Origin of the sequence: Brevundimonas bullata (assembly GCF_003350205.1) — a bacterium.
Classification (GTDB): domain Bacteria; phylum Pseudomonadota; class Alphaproteobacteria; order Caulobacterales; family Caulobacteraceae; genus Brevundimonas; species Brevundimonas bullata.
The window spans coordinates 19,347-40,233 of the sequence record NZ_QLLC01000015.1 but is presented as its reverse complement, the minus strand read 5'-3'; the positions used below and the strand labels follow the sequence as shown (position 1 = coordinate 40,233).

Here is a 20,887-nt window from a genome sequence, read left to right as displayed (position 1 = left end):
TCGGTCATTTCGGCGCCAAGGCCTCCAGAGGCAGGGTGAGGCGGACGCTGGCGCCGCCGTCGCGTCGGTTGGCGGCGACGACGCCGCCGCCCAGCTTGCGCATGACATTGACCAGCAGGAAGAGGCCCAGCCCCGCCCCTGCCCGGCCCTTGGTCGATTGATAGGGCTGGCCCAGCCGCTCGAGAATCTCGGGCGCGAAACCGGGGCCGTCGTCGTTGAACTCGACCGACAGCAGGTCCTCGTCCAGCGTCGCGGCGATGACCATGCGCTCGGCGCCCGCCTCATGGGCGTTGTCCAGCAGCGCGCTAAAGACCTGCTTCAGGGCCGGGTCGGCGATGATGCGCGGATCGCGCGGCGTCGGCCCGCGCAGGACCACAGCCATGGCGTCGTTGGACTTCTCGCGCCAGTCGGCGACGATCTCGGACAGGAAGCCGCCCAGGGTGGTGATGGTCGGCGCCTCGCCCCGCGCCTCGCCCGCCGACATCAGGATGCCGGTGACAATGGTCTTGCAGCGCTCGACCTCGGCCTGCATCTCGGCGATGTCAGCGGCCAGATCGGCGTCAGCGGTCAGCTCCGGCATCCGCTTCCAGTCGCTGAGGATGACCGACAGTGAAGCCAGCGGCGTGCCCAGCTCATGCGCGGCGCCCGACGCCAACAGACCCATGCGAACGATGTGGTCCTGTTCCGCCGCCTGCTGGCGGGCATCAGCGAGATAGGCGTCGCGCGCCCGCACGTTCTGGGTCGTGCGGGTGACGAAGGCGACCAGCAGCACCGCGATCAGGATGAAGTTGACCAGGGCTCCGGCCTGGATCAGCCCCAGGCGTGCATCCGCGCCAGGCGGCAGCGGCAGAGGCTGATGCCAGAAGGCCAGCAGGCCCAGACAGGCGCTGGTGACCAGAACAAACCCCCAGGCGTAGGTCGGGCGCAGCAAGACCGCCGCCAGCACGATCTGCATCAGATAGAGGGCCGCGAACGGATTGCTGGCCCCGCCGCTGAAGAACAGCAGCCAGGTCAGGGCGGCGACGTCGGCGAACAGGGCCAACAGCAGCTCGGGATCAGTCACGCTCTGTCGGCGCAGCGCCACAGGGGCGCTGGCCAGGTTCATCAGCGCCAGCCCGGTCGGGGCCAGCAGGAGCATCCCCAGAGGCAGGGGGATCTTCAGCCCCCAGTGGACCACGGCGATCGTCACCACCTGCCCGACCACCGCGAGCCAGCGCAGTTGGATCAGCAGCAACATGTTGCGCCGACCGGCCGCGCCCGGCGACACCGGCGCCTCGGCCCGGTCGTCCAGACCCAGCAGACTGCGCGCGAACCCTATGGCGCTCATCGCGCCGCCCTCCGCCGCTTTTCCTCACGCGCGAACAGGACAAAGCCCGCCGCCGACATCAGGGCCAGTCCGAACCAGGTCAGGGCGTAGATCAGATGGATGTTGGCGAACCGCACCACGGTCAGGCCCCCGCGCGGCAAGCCCCCCGGATTGGGCGTGGCGTCGGCGTCGATAAAGTAGGGAGCGACGGGGGCGGAAATCCCCTTCGCCTTGGCGATCCCCGCCACATCGCGCGAGAACCAGCGGTCACGCGTCGGATCATTGGCGCGCAGGAAGCCGCCGTCGGGTTCGGTCAGACGCAGCAGGCCGACGACCGTCGTCTCGCCTTCGACCTGACCGGCCGCGCGATCCGCCGGCTTCTGACGCTCGGACGGCACGAAACCCCGGTTGATCAGGACGGTGAAGCCGCGATCCGTCATCAGCGGCGTCATGACCCAGTAGCCGGGCCCGAGGTCCGTCACCGCCTTGACCAAGGCTTCGCGCGAATGATCGAAGCGGCCGCTGACGACGACCCGACGATACTGATCAGCCTGTCGCGTGACGACCTGATCCGGCGCAGGCGCCGCGACGGGCGCGGCGTGGATGCGGGCGTCGACCTGGCGGATCAGCTCCTGCTTCCAGGCCAGCCGCTGCACCTGCCAGACGCCGAGAGCTGAAAAACCCGCGAACAGGACGGCGAACATGACCGCGCCCAGGATCAGGACGGTCATGCTGCGTGGTGGCCGAGCAGGTCGCGACGACGGCTCTATGGCGCTTCTCCCCGGCTAGCCGTCAGGCTCAGCCCATGCTCTGCATCTCGTGCGTGGGCATCATGTTGACGTTCAGGTGATACATCACCCAGACCGAACCCGCGACGGCGATCACCACGATGACGATGGTGAAGATCAGCGCCAGCATGTTCCACCCGCCCTCGGACTTGTGGTTCATGTGCAGGAAGAAGACCATGTGCACCACGATCTGCACCACGGCGAAGGCCGTGATGATCAGACCCGTGGTCTGCGGCGCCAGGGTCTCGGTCATGACCAGCCAGAACGGGATCGCCGTCAGCACCACCGACAGCAGGAACCCGATCATATAGGTCTTGAACGAGCCGTGATCGTGGTCGTCGCCGTGGTGATCGTCGTGATGATGGTCACTCAGAGTCTTGGCGGCGTGTTCGTTGTGGGCCTCGGCGCTCATCGCAGCATCCCGAACAGATAGACGAAGGTGAAGACGCCGATCCAGATGACGTCCAGGAAGTGCCAGAACAGGCTGAGGCACATCAGCCGGCGCTTATTGGCCGGGATCAGGCCCTTCCGCCAGACCTGGATCATCAGCGTGACCAGCCAGATGCAGCCGAAGGTGACGTGCAGGCCGTGGGTGCCGACCAGAACGAAGAAGGCCGACAGGAAGCCGCTGCGCTGGGGCGTGGCGCCCAGGTGGATCAGGTGGGCGAACTCATAGAGTTCGATCCCCAGGAAACAGAGGCCGAAGACCCCGGTGATCGCCAGCCAGATCTGCATCTGGGCCGTACGGTTCTTGACCATGGCCAGCATGGCGAAGCCGTAGGTGATCGACGACAGCAGCAGCATGGAGGTGTTCAGCGCCACCAGCGGCAGGTCGAACAGGTCCTTGGGCGCCGGGCCGGCTGCGTAGTTGGCGCCGATCACCGCATAGACGGCGAACAGCATCGCAAAGATGAGGCAGTCGCTCATCAGATAGATCCAGAAGCCCAGCATGGTGCTGTGGCCTTCCGGGTGATGCGGCTCCTCGACCGGGTGGTAGATCGGCCGCCCGGCCTCGTCGACGTAGTCAGGGTTCAGGGAAGCTGCGTGGCTCATCAGATCATCCCTTCGCCGCTGCGGCCGCCAGGGCCTTTGTGTGCGCGTCCTCGGTCGCCTGCACCGTCTCGGCCGGGATGTAGTAGTCGCGCTTGTAGTTGAAGGTGTGGAAGATGGCGTAGGCGATCAGGGCGAAGAAGCTCAGCGCCGCCAGCCACCACATGTACCAGATCAGGGCGAAGCCCATGACCGTCGACAGGCCGGCCAGGATCACCCCTGCCCCCGTGTTGGCAGGCATGTGGATGGGCTTGTAACCGTCGACCGGACGCTCATAGCCGCGCGTCTTCATGTCCCACCAGGCGTCCGAGTCGTGAATGATCGGCGTCTTGGCGAAGTTGTAGTTCGGCGGCGGCGACGACGTGGACCACTCCAGGGTGCGGCCATGCCAGGGGTCGCCCGTCTCATCGCGCAGCTTGTCGCGGTTGATGATCGAGACGGCGAACTGGATCAGCATGGCCAGGATGCCGACGGCGATGATGGCCGCGCCGAAGGCCGCGATGATGAACCAGATCTGATAGGACGGATCGTCGAAGACCCGCATCCGCCGCGTCACGCCCATGAAGCCCAGGACATAGAGCGGGGCGAAGGCGACCCAGAAGCCGACCACCCAGCACCAGAAGCTGACCAGACCCCAGGTCTTGTCCAGCTTGAAGCCGAAGGCCTTGGGCCACCAGAAGTTGATGGCGGCGAACAGGCCGAACAGCACGCCGGCGATGATGACGTTGTGGAAGTGGGCGATCAGGAACAGCGAGTTGTGCAGGACGAAGTCCGCCGGCGGCACCGCCAGCATGACGCCCGTCATGCCGCCGATGACGAAGGTCAGCATGAAGGCGACGGTCCACATCATCGGCAGCTCGAAGCGGATACGGCCGCGGTACATGGTGAACAGCCAGTTGAACAGCTTGGCCCCGGTCGGGATCGAGATGATCATCGTCGTGATCCCGAAGAAGGAGTTCACGGACGCGCCCGAGCCCATGGTGAAGAAGTGGTGCAGCCACACCAGGTAGGACAGGATGGTGATGACCACCGTCGCATAGACCATGGACGTATAGCCGAAGAGCTTCTTGCCCGAGAAGGTCGAGGTCACTTCGGAAAACACGCCGAACAGCGGCAGGATCAGGATGTAGACCTCGGGGTGGCCCCAGATCCAGATCAGGTTCACGTACATCATCGGGTTGCCGCCGAAGTCGTTCGTGAAGAAGTTGGTGCCGATGTAGCGATCCGCCGTCAGCAGGGCCAGAACCGCGGTCAGGACCGGGAAGGAGGCCACGATCAGGACGTTGGCGCATAGCGAGGTCCAGGTGAAGACCGGCATCTTCATCAGGCCCATGCCCGGCGCGCGCATCTTCACGATGGTCGCGATCAGGTTGATGCCGGACAGGGTGGTCCCGACCCCCGCGATCTGCAGCGCCCAGATATAATAGTCGACGCCGACGCCGGGGCTGTAGCCAATGCCTGACAGCGGCGGATAGGCCAGCCAGCCGGTGCGGGCGAACTCGCCGATGAACAGCGAGGCCATGACCAGAACCGCACCCGCCGTCGTCATCCAGAAGCTGAAGTTGTTCAGGAAGGGAAAGGAGACGTCCCGCGCGCCGATCTGCAACGGCACCAGATAGTTCATCAGGCCGGTGATCAGGGGCATGGCCACGAAGAAGATCATGATCACGCCGTGAGCGGTGAAGATCTGGTCATAGTGGTGAGCGTTGAGGTAGCCCTCCGCCCCGCCGAAGGCCATGGCCTGTTGCAGGCGCATCATGATGGCGTCGGCGAAGCCGCGCAGGAACATGACCAGCCCCAGGATCATGTACATGATGCCGATCTTCTTGTGATCGACCGTGGTGAACCATTCGGTCCAGAGATAGCCCCACAGCTTGTAGCGGGTGATCAGAGCCAGGGTCGTCAGACCGCCCAGCACGACCACGGCGAAGGTGGCGACCAGGATGGGCTCGTGGAACGGCAGGGCGTTCCAGTCCAGCCTTCCGAAGATCAGGGATGCGATGTGATCAATAGACATGTCGGTCAGGCGCTCAGGATTGCGACGCAGAAGGTGCGTCGGCGGCGGTCGGCGCAGGGATGCGAGGGGCGAAGGGCCAGCCGGCGGCGGCGACTTCGGTGCGAGAGGCTTGACCCGGCCGGGTCAGGCCCCTGCCCATGATCTGTTCGGTCGGGGCCGAGCGGGTGATCTGGGCGGCCAGTTCCTGACGGCGGCGGCCTGCGTCCACGGCGGCCTTCTCGGCCTCCAGCGGCGTGCAGATCGCCATGACGTAGGACTCGCCTGAACCCAGGGCCGCCTCGCCGCGACGGGCATACTTGTCATAGGCCAGCGGCCAGGTGGCGTGAACGGCGGTCAGACCCAGGCCGCCCTTCTTGTCGATAGCCATCATCTCGCCCATGCACATCTTGCCCGGCTCGACGCACATGTTCAGCACGGCGTCGAACAGGCCTTCATCGACCGAGGCGTAGTGCAGGACCGGCACCTTCTCGCTAGGCTTCTCCAGCTCCAGATAGGTTTCGCGGTCCAAGCTCTTGCTGTCGGCGCGCACGCCGGCGACCCACTGGTCAAAGCCCGCCTGATCCAGACCGTGGAAGGCGAAGCGCATGTCCGAGAAGCCGTCGCCGGAATAGTTGGCCGAGAAGCCGACGTACTTGCCCGGACGGTTGATGACGGCGTTCATCTTCGTCTCCATGCCCGGCATGGCGTAGATCTGACCGGCCAGGGCGGGGATGTAGAAGGAGTTCATCACCCCGGTCGACGTGATGTGGAAGCGGATCGGCCGGTCCACCGGCGCGGCCAGTTCATTGACCGTGGCGATGCCGTACTCGGGGTAGATGAACAGCCACTTCCAATCCATGGCGACGACGTTGACCTGAAGCGGCTCCACGCCCTCGGCGATAGCCTGCCCCTTGTTGATCCGATCCAGCGACCGATACGGGTCCAGCAGATGGGTGCCCGACCAGGTGATGGCGCCCAGGCAGATGATGATCAGCAGCGGCGCGGCCCAGATCACCAGCTCCAGATGGGTCGAGTGGTCCCAGTCGGGCTCATACCGGGCTTCCTTGTTCGACTCCCGGTACTTCCAGGCGAAGAAGACGGTCAGCGCCATCACCGGGATGATGATGATCAGCATCAGCACCACCGACCAGACCAGCAGGTCGCGCTGCTGCGCCGCGATGTCGCCCGCAGGCGACAGGACAACGGCTTCGCAGCCCGACATCAGGGCCATAAGGGGCAGCAGCAAGAGGGGTCGCAGGCGGCGCACGGCGGTTCCTGTTCGGGAAGAGGGCTCTGGCACGATCATTGTGCATCGCCCGTACCGCCGCCCGCCGAAGGGGGACATTGGACAATCCGTCCTATCCCCCGCGCAGAGGATCGGGAGCAAATGACGGCTTTCGCCATTCTTACCATGTCGGCGCGCGTGTCGCGCCCGGGTCCAGGGAACGTCATCGGTCATGAACGCCACCAGCGGCGCGCCTTCTTCAGAGTCCCTCGAGCGGGACGCCAGCCAGATCAACGCGCGACACGGCAAAATCGACGCCGGAGAAATTGCGATCGGCGTGATCATTGGTCGCACGTCGGAATTCTTCGACTTCTTCGTCTATGCCATCGCCTCGGTCGTGGTCTTCCCGCAGTTGGTCTTCCCCTATGCGGGACCGCTGGGCGGGACCCTGCTGTCCTTCGCCGTCTTCGCCGTGGCCTTTATCGCCCGGCCGTTCGGCACGGCGCTGTTCATCGCCATCGACCGGCGCTTCGGACGCGGGACCAAGCTGACCATCGCCCTCTTCCTGATGGGGATTTCGACCGTCTGCCTCGGCTTCCTGCCCAGCTACGCCCAGACCGGTCACTGGGCGGCGGTCATGCTGATCGTGTTGCGCATCGGTCAGGGCGTGGCCTTGGGCGGCGCCTGGGACGGCATGGCTTCGCTTCTGGCCGTCAGCGCGCCTGAGAACCGTCGCGGCTGGTACGCCATGGTGCCGCAACTGGGCGCGCCCTTCGGCCTGATCGTGGCCAGCGCCCTGTTCGCCTACTTCCTCAGCAAGCTGTCGGCCGCCGACTTCCTCGACTGGGGCTGGCGCTATCCCTTCTTCGTGGCCTTCGCCATCAACGTGGTGGCCCTGTTCGCCCGCCTGCGCATCGTGGTGACGCCCGCCTTCCAGGCTGCGTTCGAGACGCTGGAGCTGCACCCCGCCCCCGTGATCAAGGCCGTGCGCGAAGAAGGCGGCGGCATCGTCATCGGCGCCTTCGCCCCCCTGGCCAGCTTCGCCATGTTCCACATGGTGACGGTCTTCCCGCTGTCCTGGGTCTTCCTCTACACGGAGGAATCGCCCGCCCGGTTCCTGATGATCGAACTGATCGGGGCCGTCTTCGGCTTGGCCGCCATCCTGGCCTCGGGCTGGCTGGCCGACCGTTACGGCCGCCGCGCCCTGCTGGCCGTCACAGCCGCCGGCATCGCCGCCTTCTCGGGCTTCGCGCCCCAGATGCTGGACGGCGGCCCCATCGGCGAACTGGCCTATATGATCCTGGGCTTCGTCCTGCTGGGCCTGTCCTTCGGTCAGGCCTCAGGCTCCATCGCCTCCAGCTTCAGCCTGAGCAACCGCTATACCGCCTCGGCCCTGACGTCCGATCTGGCCTGGCTGTTCGGCGCCGGCTTCGCCCCGCTGGCGGCCCTGGCCCTGTCGGGCAAGTTCGGCCTGATCGCGGGCGGCGGCTATCTGCTGTCGGGCGCGGTCTGCACCCTGCTGGCCCTGTGGCTGAACCGCGAACTGGGTCGTGGCCGGGCGGGCGCCAAGACCTGACGCCACCCATTCAGGCTAACCCATCTTATCGGGGGCGCGATCCGGATCGCGCCCCCTTTTTTATGCGTTCCAGCCCTGACCATCGCCGCGTCGGGCCTTCATCAGCCAACAAGGTTAGCGACGGTTTACGATGACGATTAAGCGCCCGCTAAGCCTGTCTGATCGCGTGAAGTTAAGAGCCGCCAAGTATCGTCCCATTGAAATCAAGGGTGATGAGGACGTCATGACCAAGCTGTTCCCGGCAAAACGCCGTAGTTTTCTTGCGATCGCCGTCGGCCTGACCGCCCTTCTGGCGCCGCAGATCGCATCGGCCGGACCGACCGGCGGCCATACCTATAGACTGCGCGCCACCGTGCCGGTCGCCTGCTGGGTGCGCCCCACCGGCACCGTCATGGCCGAAAACGGTCGCGCGGGTTCGGTGGTCGAGGCCTGCAACAGCCCTGGCGGCTTCACGGTCTCGGCCCAGTACCGCCCGCTCGCGGCCAGCGAGAAGGCCAAGATCATCTATGGCGACCGCTCACTGAATCTGGCCAAGAGCGGCATCCTGGAACTGCGCCGCTCCAACATGGCGACGATCCGCACCGTCGATTATCGCTTCGACGAGGTCGAACTGGAGCAGCCGCTGATCCTGGCCCTGACCATCCAGCCCATCTAGGCTGACTGCAGTCTGAATACTGAAACACCCCGCAGGATCTGCGGGGCGTTTTCGTTTCCGGCGAAATGATCGCGGCGTCAGATGGCCGCGACGGTGAAGGTCAGAGTGTCGCTGTACTCGCCTGCCCGCTTGCCCGACACATCGCCGATCCGCACGGTCAACGGATAGTCGTCACGACGCGCCGTCTGGGACACGACATTGATCGTGTCCGTCCGCTGGAGATTGATGTCCTGAGCCCCGACCTTGAGATTGTAGTCGACGTACCAGGCCGTCGCCCCTTGGCGCAGGCGTCCACGGTTGGCCGAAGTGACGGAGACGCGATACCCGCCCGTGCTGTGCACATAAAGAGCGGCGTTCAGCGGCCGCGCCCCCTCGGTCAGTTCGCCTAGGTCGATGACAGGCGTGCCGTTGGGACGCGAAAACTCGCCCTTGAGCCCAATGGCAGCGGCGGCGGCGAGATCAAGCACCAGAGTCACCGGACGCGTAGCGTGGATCGTCCCGTTGGCCTGCTCGACGAACAGGTTGGCGACCTGAGTATATCGTCCCTGAGCCACGCCCGCCTCAGGGGAGGCGGCGAAGGTGATGCGGGCCGGCAGTTGTTCGCCCTGCTTGATCGAGACGCTGGTCCCATTCCGCCTTGCGCTCTCGCCTGATCGCGGCGTGATATCGACGCCGCCGTAATCGACATCGACAAGCGTATAGCGCACGCGGTTGGCACCGCCCGGCGTCGTCAGACCAAACGCTTCGCCTTGCAGCGAGGCCAGGATATTGCCGTTGCAGGGCGTCCCCCCGCTGTTCACCAGCAGGACGTCGAAGCTGCGCTGGGCGACTTCGTCTTCCAGGGGATTGTAGCGGATCACCCATTGATCCAGCGCCGGCTGGATCGTCAGATTGCACTTGGCCTGGGCCGAGGCTTGATCCGGGATCAGCGCCAACAGACCAAGAACCGCCGCGGCGGCGAAGGATTTCGAGAGGGTGGAGACCATGATCGTCTTCCTTCCGTTCATTGGTCGGTGATGTCGACCGACACGGCGACAGTCTTGAGATCCAGCAGGCCTTCGTTGTCGGCTGGAACCGTGAATTCGAACCCGGTGGCGGGCGAAGTGAAGAGCTCGACCCGATAGGTCTTGCCCGGAATCAGCTTCTGGATGGCGAACCGCCCGACCGAGTTGGTGAAGAACAGCTCCGGGTCGGCCGTGGGGTCATCAAGCAAACGTACGCGACCCGAGATCAACGCCGCAGGCTTGCCGGCGTTGCCGACCATCCGGCCCAGGGCCGAGACGAAGGCGTCGCTGCCGACCTGGATGGCGTAGCCGCTCTTGTAGCCCGGCCGCACGCGCCGCACGCCTTCGCCGATGTCGTAGCCCGGCGGCACGCCCAGCACGTCATAGCGCACCGACTGATCGACATAGGAGGTCAGGGTGTTGGACACCGCCGGCCCCAGGGCGCCGCTGCGCGAGGTGTAGTTCCCGCGCTCGAACGACTCGCCGACGATCACCGGCTTATCCTCCAGCGACTGGTGCGGATAAAGAATGGCGAAGCTGTCGTAGATGTTGCGCCCGATGGCGACCTTGCCGCCCGCCGTCGAGATCGAGGTGCCGATGCGCAGCGACGTCACCTGTTCGTCGGTGATGTTGCTGAAGCTCTGGCCGAAGGCCGAGTGCGTCAGGCTGGCGTCGAAGCGGTTGGCGATATAGTCGAGCTGCCCGCTGAGCGTGCCAGGACCGTCGTCATAGGTCGAAGCCACCGAATAGCCGAAGGAACCGACACGGTTCTCAGGTGACTGCTGGAAGCGCAGGCTGCCGCTATTGCGCGCCGAACTGTATCGAGCCTCGCCACGACGATCGTAGCGTGGCTGCCAGACCAAGGCGACTGTGGCGCCGACCCCATTGGCGCCGCCTGCGCCGAAGTTACCGCCATAGTCGACCCATTCGGCACCAACCTGAACACTCCACTCCGGAGCGAAGCGATAGGAGCTGACAGCACTCAGCGAATAGGAGTCGTCGATGGTCCCGCGCCCCAGCCGGTAGGAAGCGCTAGCCGTTGCATTCCAGGCATCGGAAAACTGGTGCGAATAGGCGCCGGTGAGCGCCCAGGACGTCGAGTTGTCTCCGAACGCATTGCCCAGGGTGGCGTAGTCCTCAGACGTATAGTCGGCCACGACCGTCCAACTGTCGTAGGTACCGCCCAGATCGACGAAATGATCGTAGCTGAAGGCATAAGCGTAGCCTGCCCCCCTGTCAGCGTTGCTGGCAGAGGCGTTCAGTTGCAGACGCGCACCGTTACGCAGAATGAACTGGGTCTGGCCGGTGACGTTCTGAACGTCTTCAGACGCCTGCAAGCCCAAGCCGACGGCTGGCTTGTTCAGGAACGCCTTACGCCAGAATCCGCTGAAGGCCAGCGAGCCGTCGGAATAGTCGGGCGAGCCGAAGCTCCCCGAGTTGGTGACGCCTAGATAGGCGCCGTATTCGTAGTCGCCGGGTTCCAGATCGATCGAGTCGAGATATGCGCTGTAGGACACCGTCTCGCGGCGACCTGACTCGTTCTGGATTTCCAACTGGACGTCATTCGAGCCTGTTTGGAGCGGCAGATTGGACAGGTCGTACTGGCCTGGGTCCAGCTTGAACTCACGCACGAAGACGCCATTGCGCAACACGCGCACGGTCGAGGATTCCTGCAGCACGAGCTGGCGACCGCCAGACAAGCCGTTGTTGCGGAAGCTATTGAAGCGTTGCGTCTGGCGCGTCACGCCAACGCCGCCCATTTCGGCGAAGCCCTGACGACCGCGTGTCTCGACGTTCAGATCGCCCAGAAACCAGCGACGGTACTCAGCGGGTTGATCAAAAACGAAGCGAGCGTAGCGGCGCTCGATCTCGTAATCGCCCGAAGATTGATCTTCGCGTCCTTGAACATCAGCCTCCAGCACCACGCCCTTGTAGCGGACGGCGCCGTTCAGGAAGACGCTGGGCGAGGTCACGTCGCTGGTCGACTGACGTCGCGAAACGGCCAGGTTGGTGTTCAGATAGGCGCTGAAGTTTTCCGCCGCCTCGCCTGGCTCCTCGGGCCGACCGCCTTGGAAGAGGGATTCGACCGAGCGCTTGGTCGGGTCGATGCGCAGCACCAGAACCGCCAGCTGATCCGGGTCATAGTCCAGCGAAATGCCGGTGGCGTTGATCTCCTCCGGGGCGAAGGACTCCACGCCTTCCAGCTGCGTCTTCAACTCCGCCTGCGCCTCGGGCGTCAGCAGCGGGTCGATCAGCGCCCGGAACCCGGCGCTCTCGACGATGAAGCGGTCGTCGCGCGTCAGCAGCACCGGCATTTCGCCCAGCACACGCTGGTTGAAGTTCAGCGGCACCGTCATGGCGATGTCGCGGTCGTAGGGATTGATGTTGGGGCGCGTCTGCGGCGCAGCAGCAGCTGGCGCGCTCGGCGCCGGGGCCACGGCCTCCGACGCTTGCTCTGCCACCTGGGAGGCAGCCTGCATCAAGCCCACGACCTGGGCCTGCGCCCAACCGCTAGGCGTCGCCATGACTGCGGTCGCCAGCACGAGCTTTGAGGCTGCGCCCCGCAACGCCTTTCTTCCGGCCGTCGTCATCGTGCGAATCGCACGCTCACCGGCTTGGCCGGATCCAGCTCGACACCGGTCGGCACCTTGAACGTCCGCTTGCCGCCCAGGGGAGCCAGGTAGCCGACGCCGACTATCTGCGAGATTTCATCGCCAGTGAATTCACGACGGAAGGGCTGTCCAGCCTTGTCCGTCCCCTCCATGATCCAGGTCGCGCCGCTCATCAGCGCGTAGCGCTTGCCGGTATTGGCGACCACGATCTCGACGCCGGGCTGCGCAGGGGACGGCGACGAAGCTTCACCGCCGCTGAGGCTGGGATCGACCTCGGGCGCCGGCGGGGTGACCATGGCCGGCACAGCAGACAAAACTTCGACCTTGGGCTGAGCACCAGGCGGGGCCACCACGATCAGCGCTTTCATCGTATAGAGAACCTGAACCGAGAGCGAACCGCCGCTGTCGGGCGTGGTCGGATCGACCTGCACAGGCAGCTGCTTCACCCACAGGTAGTAGGCGCTCGAGGATTCGATGGTTGGTTCGCCGACCCACTGCACACGCACGACCTGGCGGCCGCCGACCGGCACCAGGCCCTGCGGCGGGAAGACCAGGAAATCCTCGTCAGCCGGCGTCTCGACGATATTGCCATCGGCGTCGACTTCCATTCGCGTAATAAGGGTTTCAAACGGCAGAGCCGCCGCGCCGACATTGCCGACCTCGATCCGGGCGGCCGATCCGGCGCCCGTCGTGGTCAGTTCCGACACCATGGGCGAGACGCGCATAGCCCAGGCGGCTGACATGACCAGCAGGCCCGCAATAATCCCACCGACCAGGGCGGCCAGGCGGCTGCCGCGCATGAAGCGAAAATCAGATCGAAGCATCAATCTTTACTCCCCCGAGGCTGTCCACAGACCGCCGTCTCAAGAACTCTGTGCAGGCCAGACCCGCCGCAGCAACGCCCATTGCGCGCGGCGCTCAACTTAACGAGCAATGGTCACTGAAACGAAAACGGGGAGGGCGGAACGCCCTCCCCGACGTCTTGCGTCTTAAGGCTGCTTACTGAGCAGCGATGAGCACCGAGAAGGAGCTCGTGTAGTTGCCGGCCAGCAGAGCTTGCGACGGCGTCGGAACCAGAACCGTCAGGTTCATCGGCGACTTCCAGGCGCCGTTGCTTTCGGCCTCGTTCAGATCGCCTGCAGCCATGGTCAGGGTGCGGCCGACGGCGGCGCCGCCGCCAGCCACCTGCGAAGCGCCCTGATACGAAGCGGTCACCGAGTAGGGCAGCTTGTTGGTGAAGACGTTGTTGTCGAAGCCCGAGGTCGAGTCGCTGGTCATGTCGGCCACCGCGCGGCTCAGCGTGACGGTGTTATTGGTGTTGCAGCCAGCCAGGTTGGTCTGGATCGTCAGGACCGCCGGAGCGACCATGGTGAAGGCGGCGTTCGGGCCGGTGTTGTCGCCAGCATAGATGCCCAGGGTGCCGAAGTCGAAAGACTCGGTGCTGTTGTCGCCCGAGTAATAGGCGCAGTCCTTCGAAACAGCGCCCTTCAGGCTGAAGGTCGCGCCGTCAGAGAGGCTTGCCGTCTCGGTGTCGCCGGCCGCGAGGCCGATGGCGTGCCAAGCCGACTGCTGAGCGCCGCCGTTAAGTGAGCGAGCGATATTGTCGCCGCTGGTGCCACCCAGGACGCCCGGCACATTGCGGGTTAGGCCGGGAACAACCAGGCCAAACACGTTGAAGTTGTTGGTCCACTGACCCTTATCGATGACCTGCACGGCTTGGGCCGAGGCAGTCGAAGCGGCCGAGGCGGTCAGGGCGGCGACGGCGACGCCGGCCAGAATCGAAGCGATTTTCATAGGAATTCTCCAGGTGAGGTTCTGACGAAACTTGTCGACCGAGATGAACAAGCTCCCCCGATCTGCAAACAACATAACAAACTGTAAAAATACAAGTCAACAAAAAAGACCGCCGTTAGGCATGATTATCTCAATTCAACTCGTAGGCGAGAAATATAAGTTCTCATTTATACGCAAATAGCGACCACCCAGAACTTGGATGATCGCTTTCATTATGCAAATTGTAACGAAAATTAGTGAATAGATACTTCAATTACTAAACGCGCGGCGCCAATGTGACGCTCAGAACTTCAGAATACTCACCCGCCAAAAGGCCAGCGCCCTCAGGCCGACCGGTGAGAATCTGGATGCGCCCGCCGCCCTTGGCGATGCCCTCGCCGCTGCTCAGCGTCTTCTTGGCGATCAGGTTTTCGCTGGCGAAGGTTCCGCCCAGCGTCGCCGCCTGAGGACTGATGGTCGGGATGGCGACGTTCAGGGTGTAGCCCAGCCGACCCGAAAACTGCCCCTCGCCGCGCGGCTTGTCGACGTGCGCCAGGCCGCCGCTTTGCGACTGGAAGCTGATGTCGAAGGGGACGTTGCAGGCCAGACCGAAGTCAGCCTCGACCTGCTGGCCGCCGGTCAGTTCGCCGAAGTTGATGTCGCCGCCGCCCGACAGACGGCAGCTGGCGGTGATCTTGCCCTTGACGATGACGTCCAGGCTGGTGGCCGCGTCGTTGCTGCCCGCAGATTCGGCCGAAGCCGTCGAAGCCGTCGCCGCCAGCACCAGAGCCATCAGGCCGGCCGCTTGCGCCATCGACCGCACTGTCGCGCGCTTCCCTTCGGAAGTGGTCAGAAACAAGCCCACTGTTCGCCTCCCCAAGCCGCAGATTGCGGCGCCCCCCGCCACCAGGAGGGGGTTCGTTGGTCAGCGTTCCAAGAGACGTGCCATCCCAAAATGGCACACCCCCTAAGCAGGTGCGGCGTCAGCCCCTTGCCGCAAGGGTTAATGAAACGTTAACGCACGCGGTTCTACGAGCGTCGTTAAGCTTTGACAAGCTTTCGCTTCATTTTGGGACAGCGGCGGTATGCCGCGCCGTTTCAACCCGCCTTGGCGCGACGCCTCCAGACGGTCAGCAGGTGTTCGGTATAGCCGTTGGGCTGCTCGCGCCCCTTGAACACCAGATCGCAGGCGGCGCTCCAGGCCGCACCGTCAAAGGCCGGCGCCAGAGGGCGATAGGCGGCGTCGCCCGCGTTCTGACGGTCCACCACCACAGCCATCCGCTCCAGGGCCGCCCTCACCTCGCCCTCCGTGACCACGCCGTGGCGCAGCCAGTTGGCCAGATGCTGGCTGGAGATGCGCAGCGTGGCCCGGTCCTCCATCAGGCCGACGTCGTGGATGTCCGGCACCTTGGAGCAGCCGACGCCCTGGTCGATCCAGCGCACGACATAGCCGAGGATGCCCTGAGCATTGTTGTCCAGTTCCTGGCGGATATCCTCGGCCGAGGGCGTCTGCGTCGCGAACGGCGGGGTCAGCAGCGGCGTCAGTCCCGTGGCGGGACGCTGGGCGATCTCGGCCTGGCGTCTCCAGACGTCGACCTCATGATAATGCAGGGCGTGCAGCGTCGCCGCCGTCGGCGACGGAACCCAGGCGGTCGAGGCCCCGGCGCGCGGATGGCCCGCCTTGGTCGCCAGCATCTCGCCCATGCGGTCGGGCGCGGCCCACATGCCCTTGCCGATCTGGGCCCGACCGGACAGCCCCGCCTTCAGGCCGATATCGACGTTGCGGTCCTCATAGGCCTTGATCCAGCCGGTGTTGCGCACGGCCTCCTTGCGAACCACCGGCCCGCCTTCCATCACCGAATGGATCTCGTCGCCGGTGCGGTCCAGGAAGCCTGTGTTGATGAAGGCCACCCGCCCCCTGGTCGCCGCGATGCAGTTGGCCAGGTTGACGCTGGTGCGTCGCTCCTCGTCCATGATGCCCATCTTGATCGTCAGTGGCGGCAGACCGACCATGGCCTCGACCGCGCCGAAGACGGCGTCGGCGAAGGCGACCTCCTCCGAGCCATGCATCTTGGGCCGCACCACGTAGATCGAGCCGGCCGGGCTGTTGCGCTGAGCCGCCGGGCGCTTCAGGTCGTGCAGGCCGATCAGGCCGGTCATGGCGATGTCCAGCAGGCTCTCGGGCGTCTCGCGCCCCTCCCCGTCCAGCACCGCTTCGGTCGTCAGGTGCAGGCCGACGTTGCGGACCATCAGCAGGCTGCGCCCCTTCAGGGCGAAGGCCGTCCCGTTCGGCGCCGTATAGGAACGGTCGCCGTTCATGCGCCGCTGCATCGTCTGGCCGTCCTTGACGAAGCCCGCCGACAGGTCGCCGCGCATCAGGCCCAGCCAGTTGGCGTAGACCAGCCGCTTGTCCTCGGCGTCCACCGCCGCGACGCTGTCCTCGGCGTCGGCGATCACCGACAGGGCGGCCTCGACCATCACGTCCGCGACGCCCGCCACATCGGTGCGGCCGATGCGGTGTGCGCGGTCGATGACGATCTCCAGATGCAGGCCGTTGTGGCGCAGCAGGACGCCGGAGGGCGCCGCCGCCTCGCCCGCATAGCCGACGAAGACCGCCGGATCGGCCAGACCCGTGATCCGCCCGCCCGACAGGACGACGACCAGCCGCCCGTCCTCAACGCGATACTCCACCACCTCGGCGTGGGCGCTCTCGGCCAGAGGCGCCGCCTGATCCAGCACGGCACGGGCGCGGGCGATGACCCTGGCCCCGCGCTCAGCATCATAGCCGCCGCTCTGCGGCGCCTCGCCCAGGGCGTCCGTGCCATAGAGGGCGTCATACAGGCTGCCCCAGCGCGCATTGGCGGCGTTCAGCAGATAGCGGGCGTTGGTCAGCGGCACGACCAACTGCGGCCCGGCCATCGTAGCAATCTCGGGATCGACGTTGGCGGTCTCGGCGCGGGCGTCGGTCCGCTCTGCCTCGATGTAGCCGATCTCGCGGAGGAAGGCCTGATAGGCCTCGGGGTCCGGTTGGCCCGGATGGGCGCGGTGCCAGTCGTCCAACTTCGCCTGTAGTTCGTCGCGGCGCGCCAGCAGTGCGCGGTTCTTCGGCGCATATTCGGCCACCAGCCCCTCGAACCCGGCCCAGAAGGCGTCGGGCGTGACGCCCGTGCCGGGCGCGGCCTCGTCGCGGACGAAGGCCTCCAGTTCAGCGGCGACGTTCAGGCTTCCGTGGCGGACATAGGTCGTGGACATGGCGCGTTCTCCTTGAGCCTCGACCCTAGCCGCCCGCACCCGCCCTATCCACGGCGAAGAAGGGCGGTTATCTTTGCCGAAATAGCAATGATAAGACCGCGTCCATGCTCGACGAGTACGAGATCTTCGTCCGCGCCCTGGAAGAGGGCAGCCTGTCCGCCGCCGCCCGGCGGCTGGACTTGTCGCCCGCCGTGGCCTCGCGCCGACTGGCGCGGCTGGAGGACCGGCTGGGCGTGCGGCTGATCGAGCGCACATCGCGCCGGCTGGCCCCCACCGAGGCCGGGCGCATGGTCTATGACCGGGCGGTGCGCATCCTCGACGGGGTGGACGATCTGGAAAGCCTGGTGTCGCGCCGCACGACCCAGGCGCGCGGCATGCTGCGGGTCTCGGCCCCGACCTCGTTCGGACGGCGGCGGCTGGCGCCCCTGCTGACGCCCTTCCTCGACGCCCATCCCCGGCTGACGCTGGAACTGAACCTGACGGACGCCTTCGTCGATCTGATGGCCGAGGACGTGGACGTAGCCGTCCGCATCGGCAGCTATGAGGCGGGCGATCCCGCCATGCACCGACTGGCTCCCAACCGCCGCGTCCTGTGCGCCGCCCCCGCCTACCTGGCCGAACACGGCGCGCCGCACACCCTGGACGACCTGCGCGCCCACGCCCAGCTGGCGGCCGAGAACCAGTCCGCCTGGCGACTGGAAGGCCCGGACGGCCCCGTCACCTTCCGCGCCCGCAGCCGGGTGCGGACCAATTCGTCCGAAGTGGCGCGCGAGCTGGTGCTGGCGGGGGCCGGGATCGCCCTGCGCTCGACCTGGGATGTGGGTGAGGAACTGCGCGACGGGCGGCTGAGCCGCGTCCTGCCGCAATATGCGGGCGCCTCGGACGTCGCCGTCTTTGCTCTGACCGCGGGGCGGGCGCGCGCCGAAAACCGGGTACGGGCCTTTATCGAGTTTCTGGCCGACCTGTACGGCGATGTGCCAGAATGGGACAGATAGCCTCCTTCCTCCCCACTTTAGTGGGGAGGTGGCGCGTCGCGATAGCGACGTGACGGAGGGGGCGACTCCACGGCTGAAGTTTGCGCCGCCCCCTCCACCACTTCGTGGTCCCCCTCCCCACTAAAGTGGGGAGGAAAGAAGCGCCTTACTGCGCCGTCGTCGCCTTCGGCTTCAGATAGCGGTCCAGCCAGGTGACCATTTCCCACTGGGTATGGCCGACCGACTCACGGGCGCGGTAGCCATGGTCCTCCAGCGGCAGGACGACATAGCGCGCCGTCGCGCCATTGCCCTTCAGCGCCGCATAGAAGCGCTCCGACTGGATCGGGAAGGTGCCCGAGTTGGCGTCCGCCTCGCCGTGGATCAGCAGGATCGGCTCATTGACCTTGTCGGCATAGGTGAAGGGGGACATGGCGTTATAGGTCTCGGTCGCCTCCCAGTAGGACCGCTGCTCGGCCTGGAAGCCGAACGGCGTCAGCGTGCGGTTATAAGCGCCCGAGCGCGCGATGCCGGTCTTGAACAGGTCGGTGTGGGCCAGCAGGTTGGCGGTCATGAAGGCGCCGTAGCTGTGCCCGCCGACAGCGATCCGGTCGCGGTCCGCGACGCCCAGAGCCACCACCGCATCGACCGCCGCCTTGGCGCTGGCCGACAACTGCTCGATGTAGGTGTCGTTGGGCTCGGCCCCGTCCTTGCCGACGATAGGCATGGAGGGGTTGTCCAGAACGGCATAGCCCTGGGTCAGCAGGAACAGGTGGCTGATGCCGCCCGGACGCACGAAGCGGTTGTCGGTGTCGACCACCTGACCGGCCACGGCGGCGTCGGTGAACTCGGCCGGATAGGCCCACATCACCAGCGGCAGAGGCCCGTCACGGTCCTTGTCATAGCCGGCGGGCAGATAGAGGGTGCCCGACAGCTGGACCCCGTCGTCGCGAGTATAGGTGATCAGTTCGCGCTTCACCTCGGCCAGTTGCGGGGCCGGGTCAGGGAACTGGGTCAGCTGCGTCACGCCGCCGTCCAGATCGCGCAGGCGCAGGTTGGCCGGATCGGTGCGGCTTTCGCGATAGGTGACCAGCTTGCGGCCCGCGTCGTCCAGAATGCCGACGACGCTTTCATATTCGCCCTGGGCCGCGCGCCAGACGCGTTCCGTCTCGCCGGTCTTCAGATCCAGGGCGTCGAGGAAGGGATATTCACCCTCGCGCGTCGCGCCGTCGCCCTCGACGAAGACCTTGGAGCCGTCAGCAGTGAAGCGGATGGTCGAACGGCCGCGCGCGTTCGGCTCTACAACCACCGAACCCGGATCATTGTAGCGGTCCTGATAGTTGCGATCGACCAGGACGCGGCCCGCGCCGGGGTTCGACGGGTCGACCAGGGTGCGGGTCTCGTGGCGGGTGTTGAACCAGCGGCTGTTGACGATGGCCGTATCGTCGCGGCCCCACTGCACGCCGGCATAACGCTCTTTCAGGTCTACCAGGGTGCGCGGGCGGTCGTTGAACGGCGCCGGCAGCATGAAGACGCGGTCGCGCACCTCGGCGGCGTTGCGCGGATCGCCGCCGTCCTGGGCCTCGACCCAAACCAGGGTGGCGTCAGCGTCGGCGCGCCACTGGGCCGAACGCGGGCCGGGGGCCACAGCGTCGAACGGCGTGGGCACGTTGTCGCGCAGCGGCAGGTCGGCGACGCGGTGAACCTCACGTCCATTCAGATCAGTGATGATCACGTCCGCCGGGAACAGGCTGGCTGGCACGATGTAGCTGTAAGGCTTCTTGACCCGCGTCTGCAGGATAAAACGCCCGTCGGGCGACACCGAGGCGTTCAGGAAGACGCCGGGCTGGCCCAGGGTCCGCGCGCGACCGTTCAGCGGCACGATGGTCAGCTGGCTGGTGAAATAGTGGTCGAACAGGGCCTCGTCGCCCGCGTCGGACAGCAGGTCCTGATAGGTCCGCACCGGCGCGGCGCGGCCGCCGGTCTCGGCCACGGTCGGACCCGAGGGCGGGCGCGTCACGTCGGGCGCGGCGCGGCGACCGGCGGGCACGGCCTGAACCAGCAACCCCGAGGCGTCGGGCAGCCAGCTGTAGCCGGACCCGGCGGCGGCGTTGACGGTCGGTCCCGTCAGACGGCGCGCCTGAGCCGAGGCCACGTCGGCGGTCCACAGCTCCAGCCCGTTCGGCGTATTGAGCAGGAAAGCCACCGCCGCGCCGTTCGGAGCCCAGCTGACATTGGTCAGGCGCGCGTTGGCCGGCAGACCAGCCACGACGCGGGCCGCGCCGCCCTCGACGGTCTGGAAGCTGAGGCCGGTCAGCCAGGCCACGCGGCTGTTGGCCGGGCCATTGTTCGTCGGATTGATGCGGTATCCGGCCAGACGCAGCATCGGCTCAGACAGCTCGGCGATGCTGGGCAGGTTCGAGCGGTCCTGCAACAGCAGGGTCTTGCGATCCGGGCTCAGGCTGGCGGTCGGGTTGGGCTTGGAATCGAGGATCTGCGCGATCGGTTGCGGCGGCTGCTGATAGGTCGGCGCGGCCGGCGCCTGGGCGGCGGCGGGCATGGCCAGGGCGGGCACGGCGGCCAGCACGACCAGGGCAGGCAAGGCCTGCTTCAACAGTTGACGACGCATGATGATCTTCCCCGACGTGGCGCCCGAAAACGCCGGGCGCCCATGGTCTA

Annotated in this window: 16 protein-coding genes; 3 read left to right on the top strand and 13 right to left on the bottom strand. The window is 65.9% G+C overall.

The genetic code is table 11. The features are described from left to right. Positions 1-4: 4 nt before the first annotated feature. From DXK21_RS08990 to cyoA, 6 genes are all read right to left on the bottom strand, one after another. Positions 5-1,327 (bottom strand): ATP-binding protein, encoded by a 1,323-nt coding sequence (locus DXK21_RS08990; protein ID WP_114817450.1) that lies wholly within the window; start codon positions 1,325-1,327, stop codon positions 5-7. After that, positions 1,324-2,037: an SURF1 family protein gene (locus DXK21_RS08985; protein ID WP_114817449.1), complete on the bottom strand. Its 714-nt coding sequence runs from the start codon at positions 2,035-2,037 to the stop codon at positions 1,324-1,326. The genes DXK21_RS08990 and DXK21_RS08985 overlap by 4 nt, the downstream gene beginning before the upstream one ends. Positions 2,038-2,104: 67 nt before the next feature. Next, complete coding sequence (cyoD, locus tag DXK21_RS08980) at positions 2,105-2,506, bottom strand: cytochrome o ubiquinol oxidase subunit IV (RefSeq protein ID WP_114817448.1); 402 nt, start codon at positions 2,504-2,506, stop codon at positions 2,105-2,107. After that, on the bottom strand, positions 2,503-3,147 hold the full coding sequence (gene cyoC / locus DXK21_RS08975; RefSeq protein ID WP_114817447.1) for a cytochrome o ubiquinol oxidase subunit III: 645 nt from the start codon (positions 3,145-3,147) through the stop codon (positions 2,503-2,505). The genes cyoD and cyoC overlap by 4 nt, the downstream gene beginning before the upstream one ends. Positions 3,148-3,151: 4 nt before the next feature. After that, a complete protein-coding gene (cyoB, locus tag DXK21_RS08970; protein ID WP_114817446.1) occupies positions 3,152-5,161 on the bottom strand; it encodes a cytochrome o ubiquinol oxidase subunit I in 2,010 nt (669 codons plus the stop codon). A gap of 13 nt (positions 5,162-5,174) precedes the next feature. Beyond that, a complete protein-coding gene (cyoA, locus tag DXK21_RS08965; RefSeq protein WP_162790614.1) occupies positions 5,175-6,407 on the bottom strand; it encodes a ubiquinol oxidase subunit II in 1,233 nt (410 codons plus the stop codon). A 190-nt stretch (positions 6,408-6,597) separates the two neighbouring features. On the opposite strand from cyoA, the gene DXK21_RS08960 reads away from it, so the two are divergent. Both DXK21_RS08960 and DXK21_RS08955 read left to right on the top strand, forming a co-directional pair. Continuing rightward, complete coding sequence (locus DXK21_RS08960; RefSeq protein ID WP_114817444.1) at positions 6,598-7,941, top strand: MFS transporter; 1,344 nt, start codon at positions 6,598-6,600, stop codon at positions 7,939-7,941. Positions 7,942-8,164: 223 nt separating this feature from the next. After that, positions 8,165-8,596, top strand: a complete 432-nt coding sequence (locus tag DXK21_RS08955) for a hypothetical protein (protein ID WP_114817443.1) — start codon at positions 8,165-8,167, stop codon at positions 8,594-8,596. A gap of 77 nt (positions 8,597-8,673) precedes the next feature. On the opposite strand, the gene DXK21_RS08950 is transcribed toward DXK21_RS08955, so the two are convergent. From DXK21_RS08950 to DXK21_RS08925, 6 genes are all read right to left on the bottom strand, one after another. Next, positions 8,674-9,582 carry a hypothetical protein gene (locus DXK21_RS08950; RefSeq protein WP_162790613.1) on the bottom strand — a complete coding sequence of 303 codons (909 nt, stop codon included), beginning with the start codon at positions 9,580-9,582 and terminating at the stop codon, positions 8,674-8,676. A 17-nt stretch (positions 9,583-9,599) separates the two neighbouring features. Further along, a complete protein-coding gene (locus DXK21_RS08945) occupies positions 9,600-12,125 on the bottom strand; it encodes a fimbria/pilus outer membrane usher protein (protein ID WP_162790612.1) in 2,526 nt (841 codons plus the stop codon). Positions 12,126-12,187: 62 nt separating this feature from the next. Continuing rightward, a complete protein-coding gene (locus DXK21_RS08940; RefSeq protein ID WP_211305995.1) occupies positions 12,188-13,036 on the bottom strand; it encodes a molecular chaperone in 849 nt (282 codons plus the stop codon). Between the two features lie 175 nt (positions 13,037-13,211). Next, positions 13,212-14,006, bottom strand: a complete 795-nt coding sequence (locus tag DXK21_RS08935; protein ID WP_114817439.1) for a hypothetical protein — start codon at positions 14,004-14,006, stop codon at positions 13,212-13,214. 256 nt (positions 14,007-14,262) lie between these two features. Further along, positions 14,263-14,799, bottom strand: coding sequence for a hypothetical protein (locus DXK21_RS08930; RefSeq protein ID WP_114817438.1), 537 nt, complete (start codon positions 14,797-14,799; stop codon positions 14,263-14,265). A gap of 284 nt (positions 14,800-15,083) precedes the next feature. After that, entirely contained in the window at positions 15,084-17,237 is a 2,154-nt protein-coding gene (locus tag DXK21_RS08925) for a malate synthase G (RefSeq protein WP_114817437.1), read from the bottom strand. 104 nt (positions 17,238-17,341) lie between these two features. Between DXK21_RS08925 and DXK21_RS08920 the strand changes: the two genes are divergently transcribed. After that, positions 17,342-18,232 carry a LysR family transcriptional regulator gene (locus DXK21_RS08920; RefSeq protein WP_114817436.1) on the top strand — a complete coding sequence of 297 codons (891 nt, stop codon included), beginning with the start codon at positions 17,342-17,344 and terminating at the stop codon, positions 18,230-18,232. Positions 18,233-18,377: 145 nt separating this feature from the next. On the opposite strand, the gene DXK21_RS08915 is transcribed toward DXK21_RS08920, so the two are convergent. After that, complete coding sequence (locus tag DXK21_RS08915) at positions 18,378-20,837, bottom strand: S9 family peptidase (protein WP_114817435.1); 2,460 nt, start codon at positions 20,835-20,837, stop codon at positions 18,378-18,380. Positions 20,838-20,887: the final 50 nt, after the last annotated feature.

Excerpts from the sequence above, each read along its gene's own strand:
- DXK21_RS08925 (WP_114817437.1), bottom strand. The coding sequence starts at position 17,237 with ATGTCCACGACCTATGTCCGCCACGGAAGCCTGAACGTCGCCGCTGAA.
- DXK21_RS08930 (WP_114817438.1), bottom strand. The coding sequence starts at position 14,799 with ATGGCGCAAGCGGCCGGCCTGATGGCTCTGGTGCTGGCGGCGACGGCT.
- DXK21_RS08985 (WP_114817449.1), bottom strand. The coding sequence starts at position 2,037 with ATGACCGTCCTGATCCTGGGCGCGGTCATGTTCGCCGTCCTGTTCGCG.
- DXK21_RS08915 (WP_114817435.1), bottom strand. The coding sequence starts at position 20,837 with ATGCGTCGTCAACTGTTGAAGCAGGCCTTGCCTGCCCTGGTCGTGCTG.
- DXK21_RS08920 (WP_114817436.1), top strand. The coding sequence starts at position 17,342 with ATGCTCGACGAGTACGAGATCTTCGTCCGCGCCCTGGAAGAGGGCAGC.
- DXK21_RS08950 (WP_162790613.1), bottom strand. The coding sequence starts at position 9,582 with ATGGTCTCCACCCTCTCGAAATCCTTCGCCGCCGCGGCGGTTCTTGGT.
- DXK21_RS08960 (WP_114817444.1), top strand. The coding sequence starts at position 6,598 with ATGAACGCCACCAGCGGCGCGCCTTCTTCAGAGTCCCTCGAGCGGGAC.
- cyoC (WP_114817447.1), bottom strand. The coding sequence starts at position 3,147 with ATGAGCCACGCAGCTTCCCTGAACCCTGACTACGTCGACGAGGCCGGG.
- DXK21_RS08945 (WP_162790612.1), bottom strand. The coding sequence starts at position 12,125 with ATGGCGACGCCTAGCGGTTGGGCGCAGGCCCAGGTCGTGGGCTTGATG.
- DXK21_RS08955 (WP_114817443.1), top strand. The coding sequence starts at position 8,165 with ATGACCAAGCTGTTCCCGGCAAAACGCCGTAGTTTTCTTGCGATCGCC.
- DXK21_RS08990 (WP_114817450.1), bottom strand. The coding sequence starts at position 1,327 with ATGAGCGCCATAGGGTTCGCGCGCAGTCTGCTGGGTCTGGACGACCGG.
- DXK21_RS08935 (WP_114817439.1), bottom strand. The coding sequence starts at position 14,006 with ATGAAAATCGCTTCGATTCTGGCCGGCGTCGCCGTCGCCGCCCTGACC.
- cyoB (WP_114817446.1), bottom strand. The coding sequence starts at position 5,161 with ATGTCTATTGATCACATCGCATCCCTGATCTTCGGAAGGCTGGACTGG.
- DXK21_RS08940 (WP_211305995.1), bottom strand. The coding sequence starts at position 13,036 with ATGCTTCGATCTGATTTTCGCTTCATGCGCGGCAGCCGCCTGGCCGCC.
- cyoD (WP_114817448.1), bottom strand. The coding sequence starts at position 2,506 with ATGAGCGCCGAGGCCCACAACGAACACGCCGCCAAGACTCTGAGTGAC.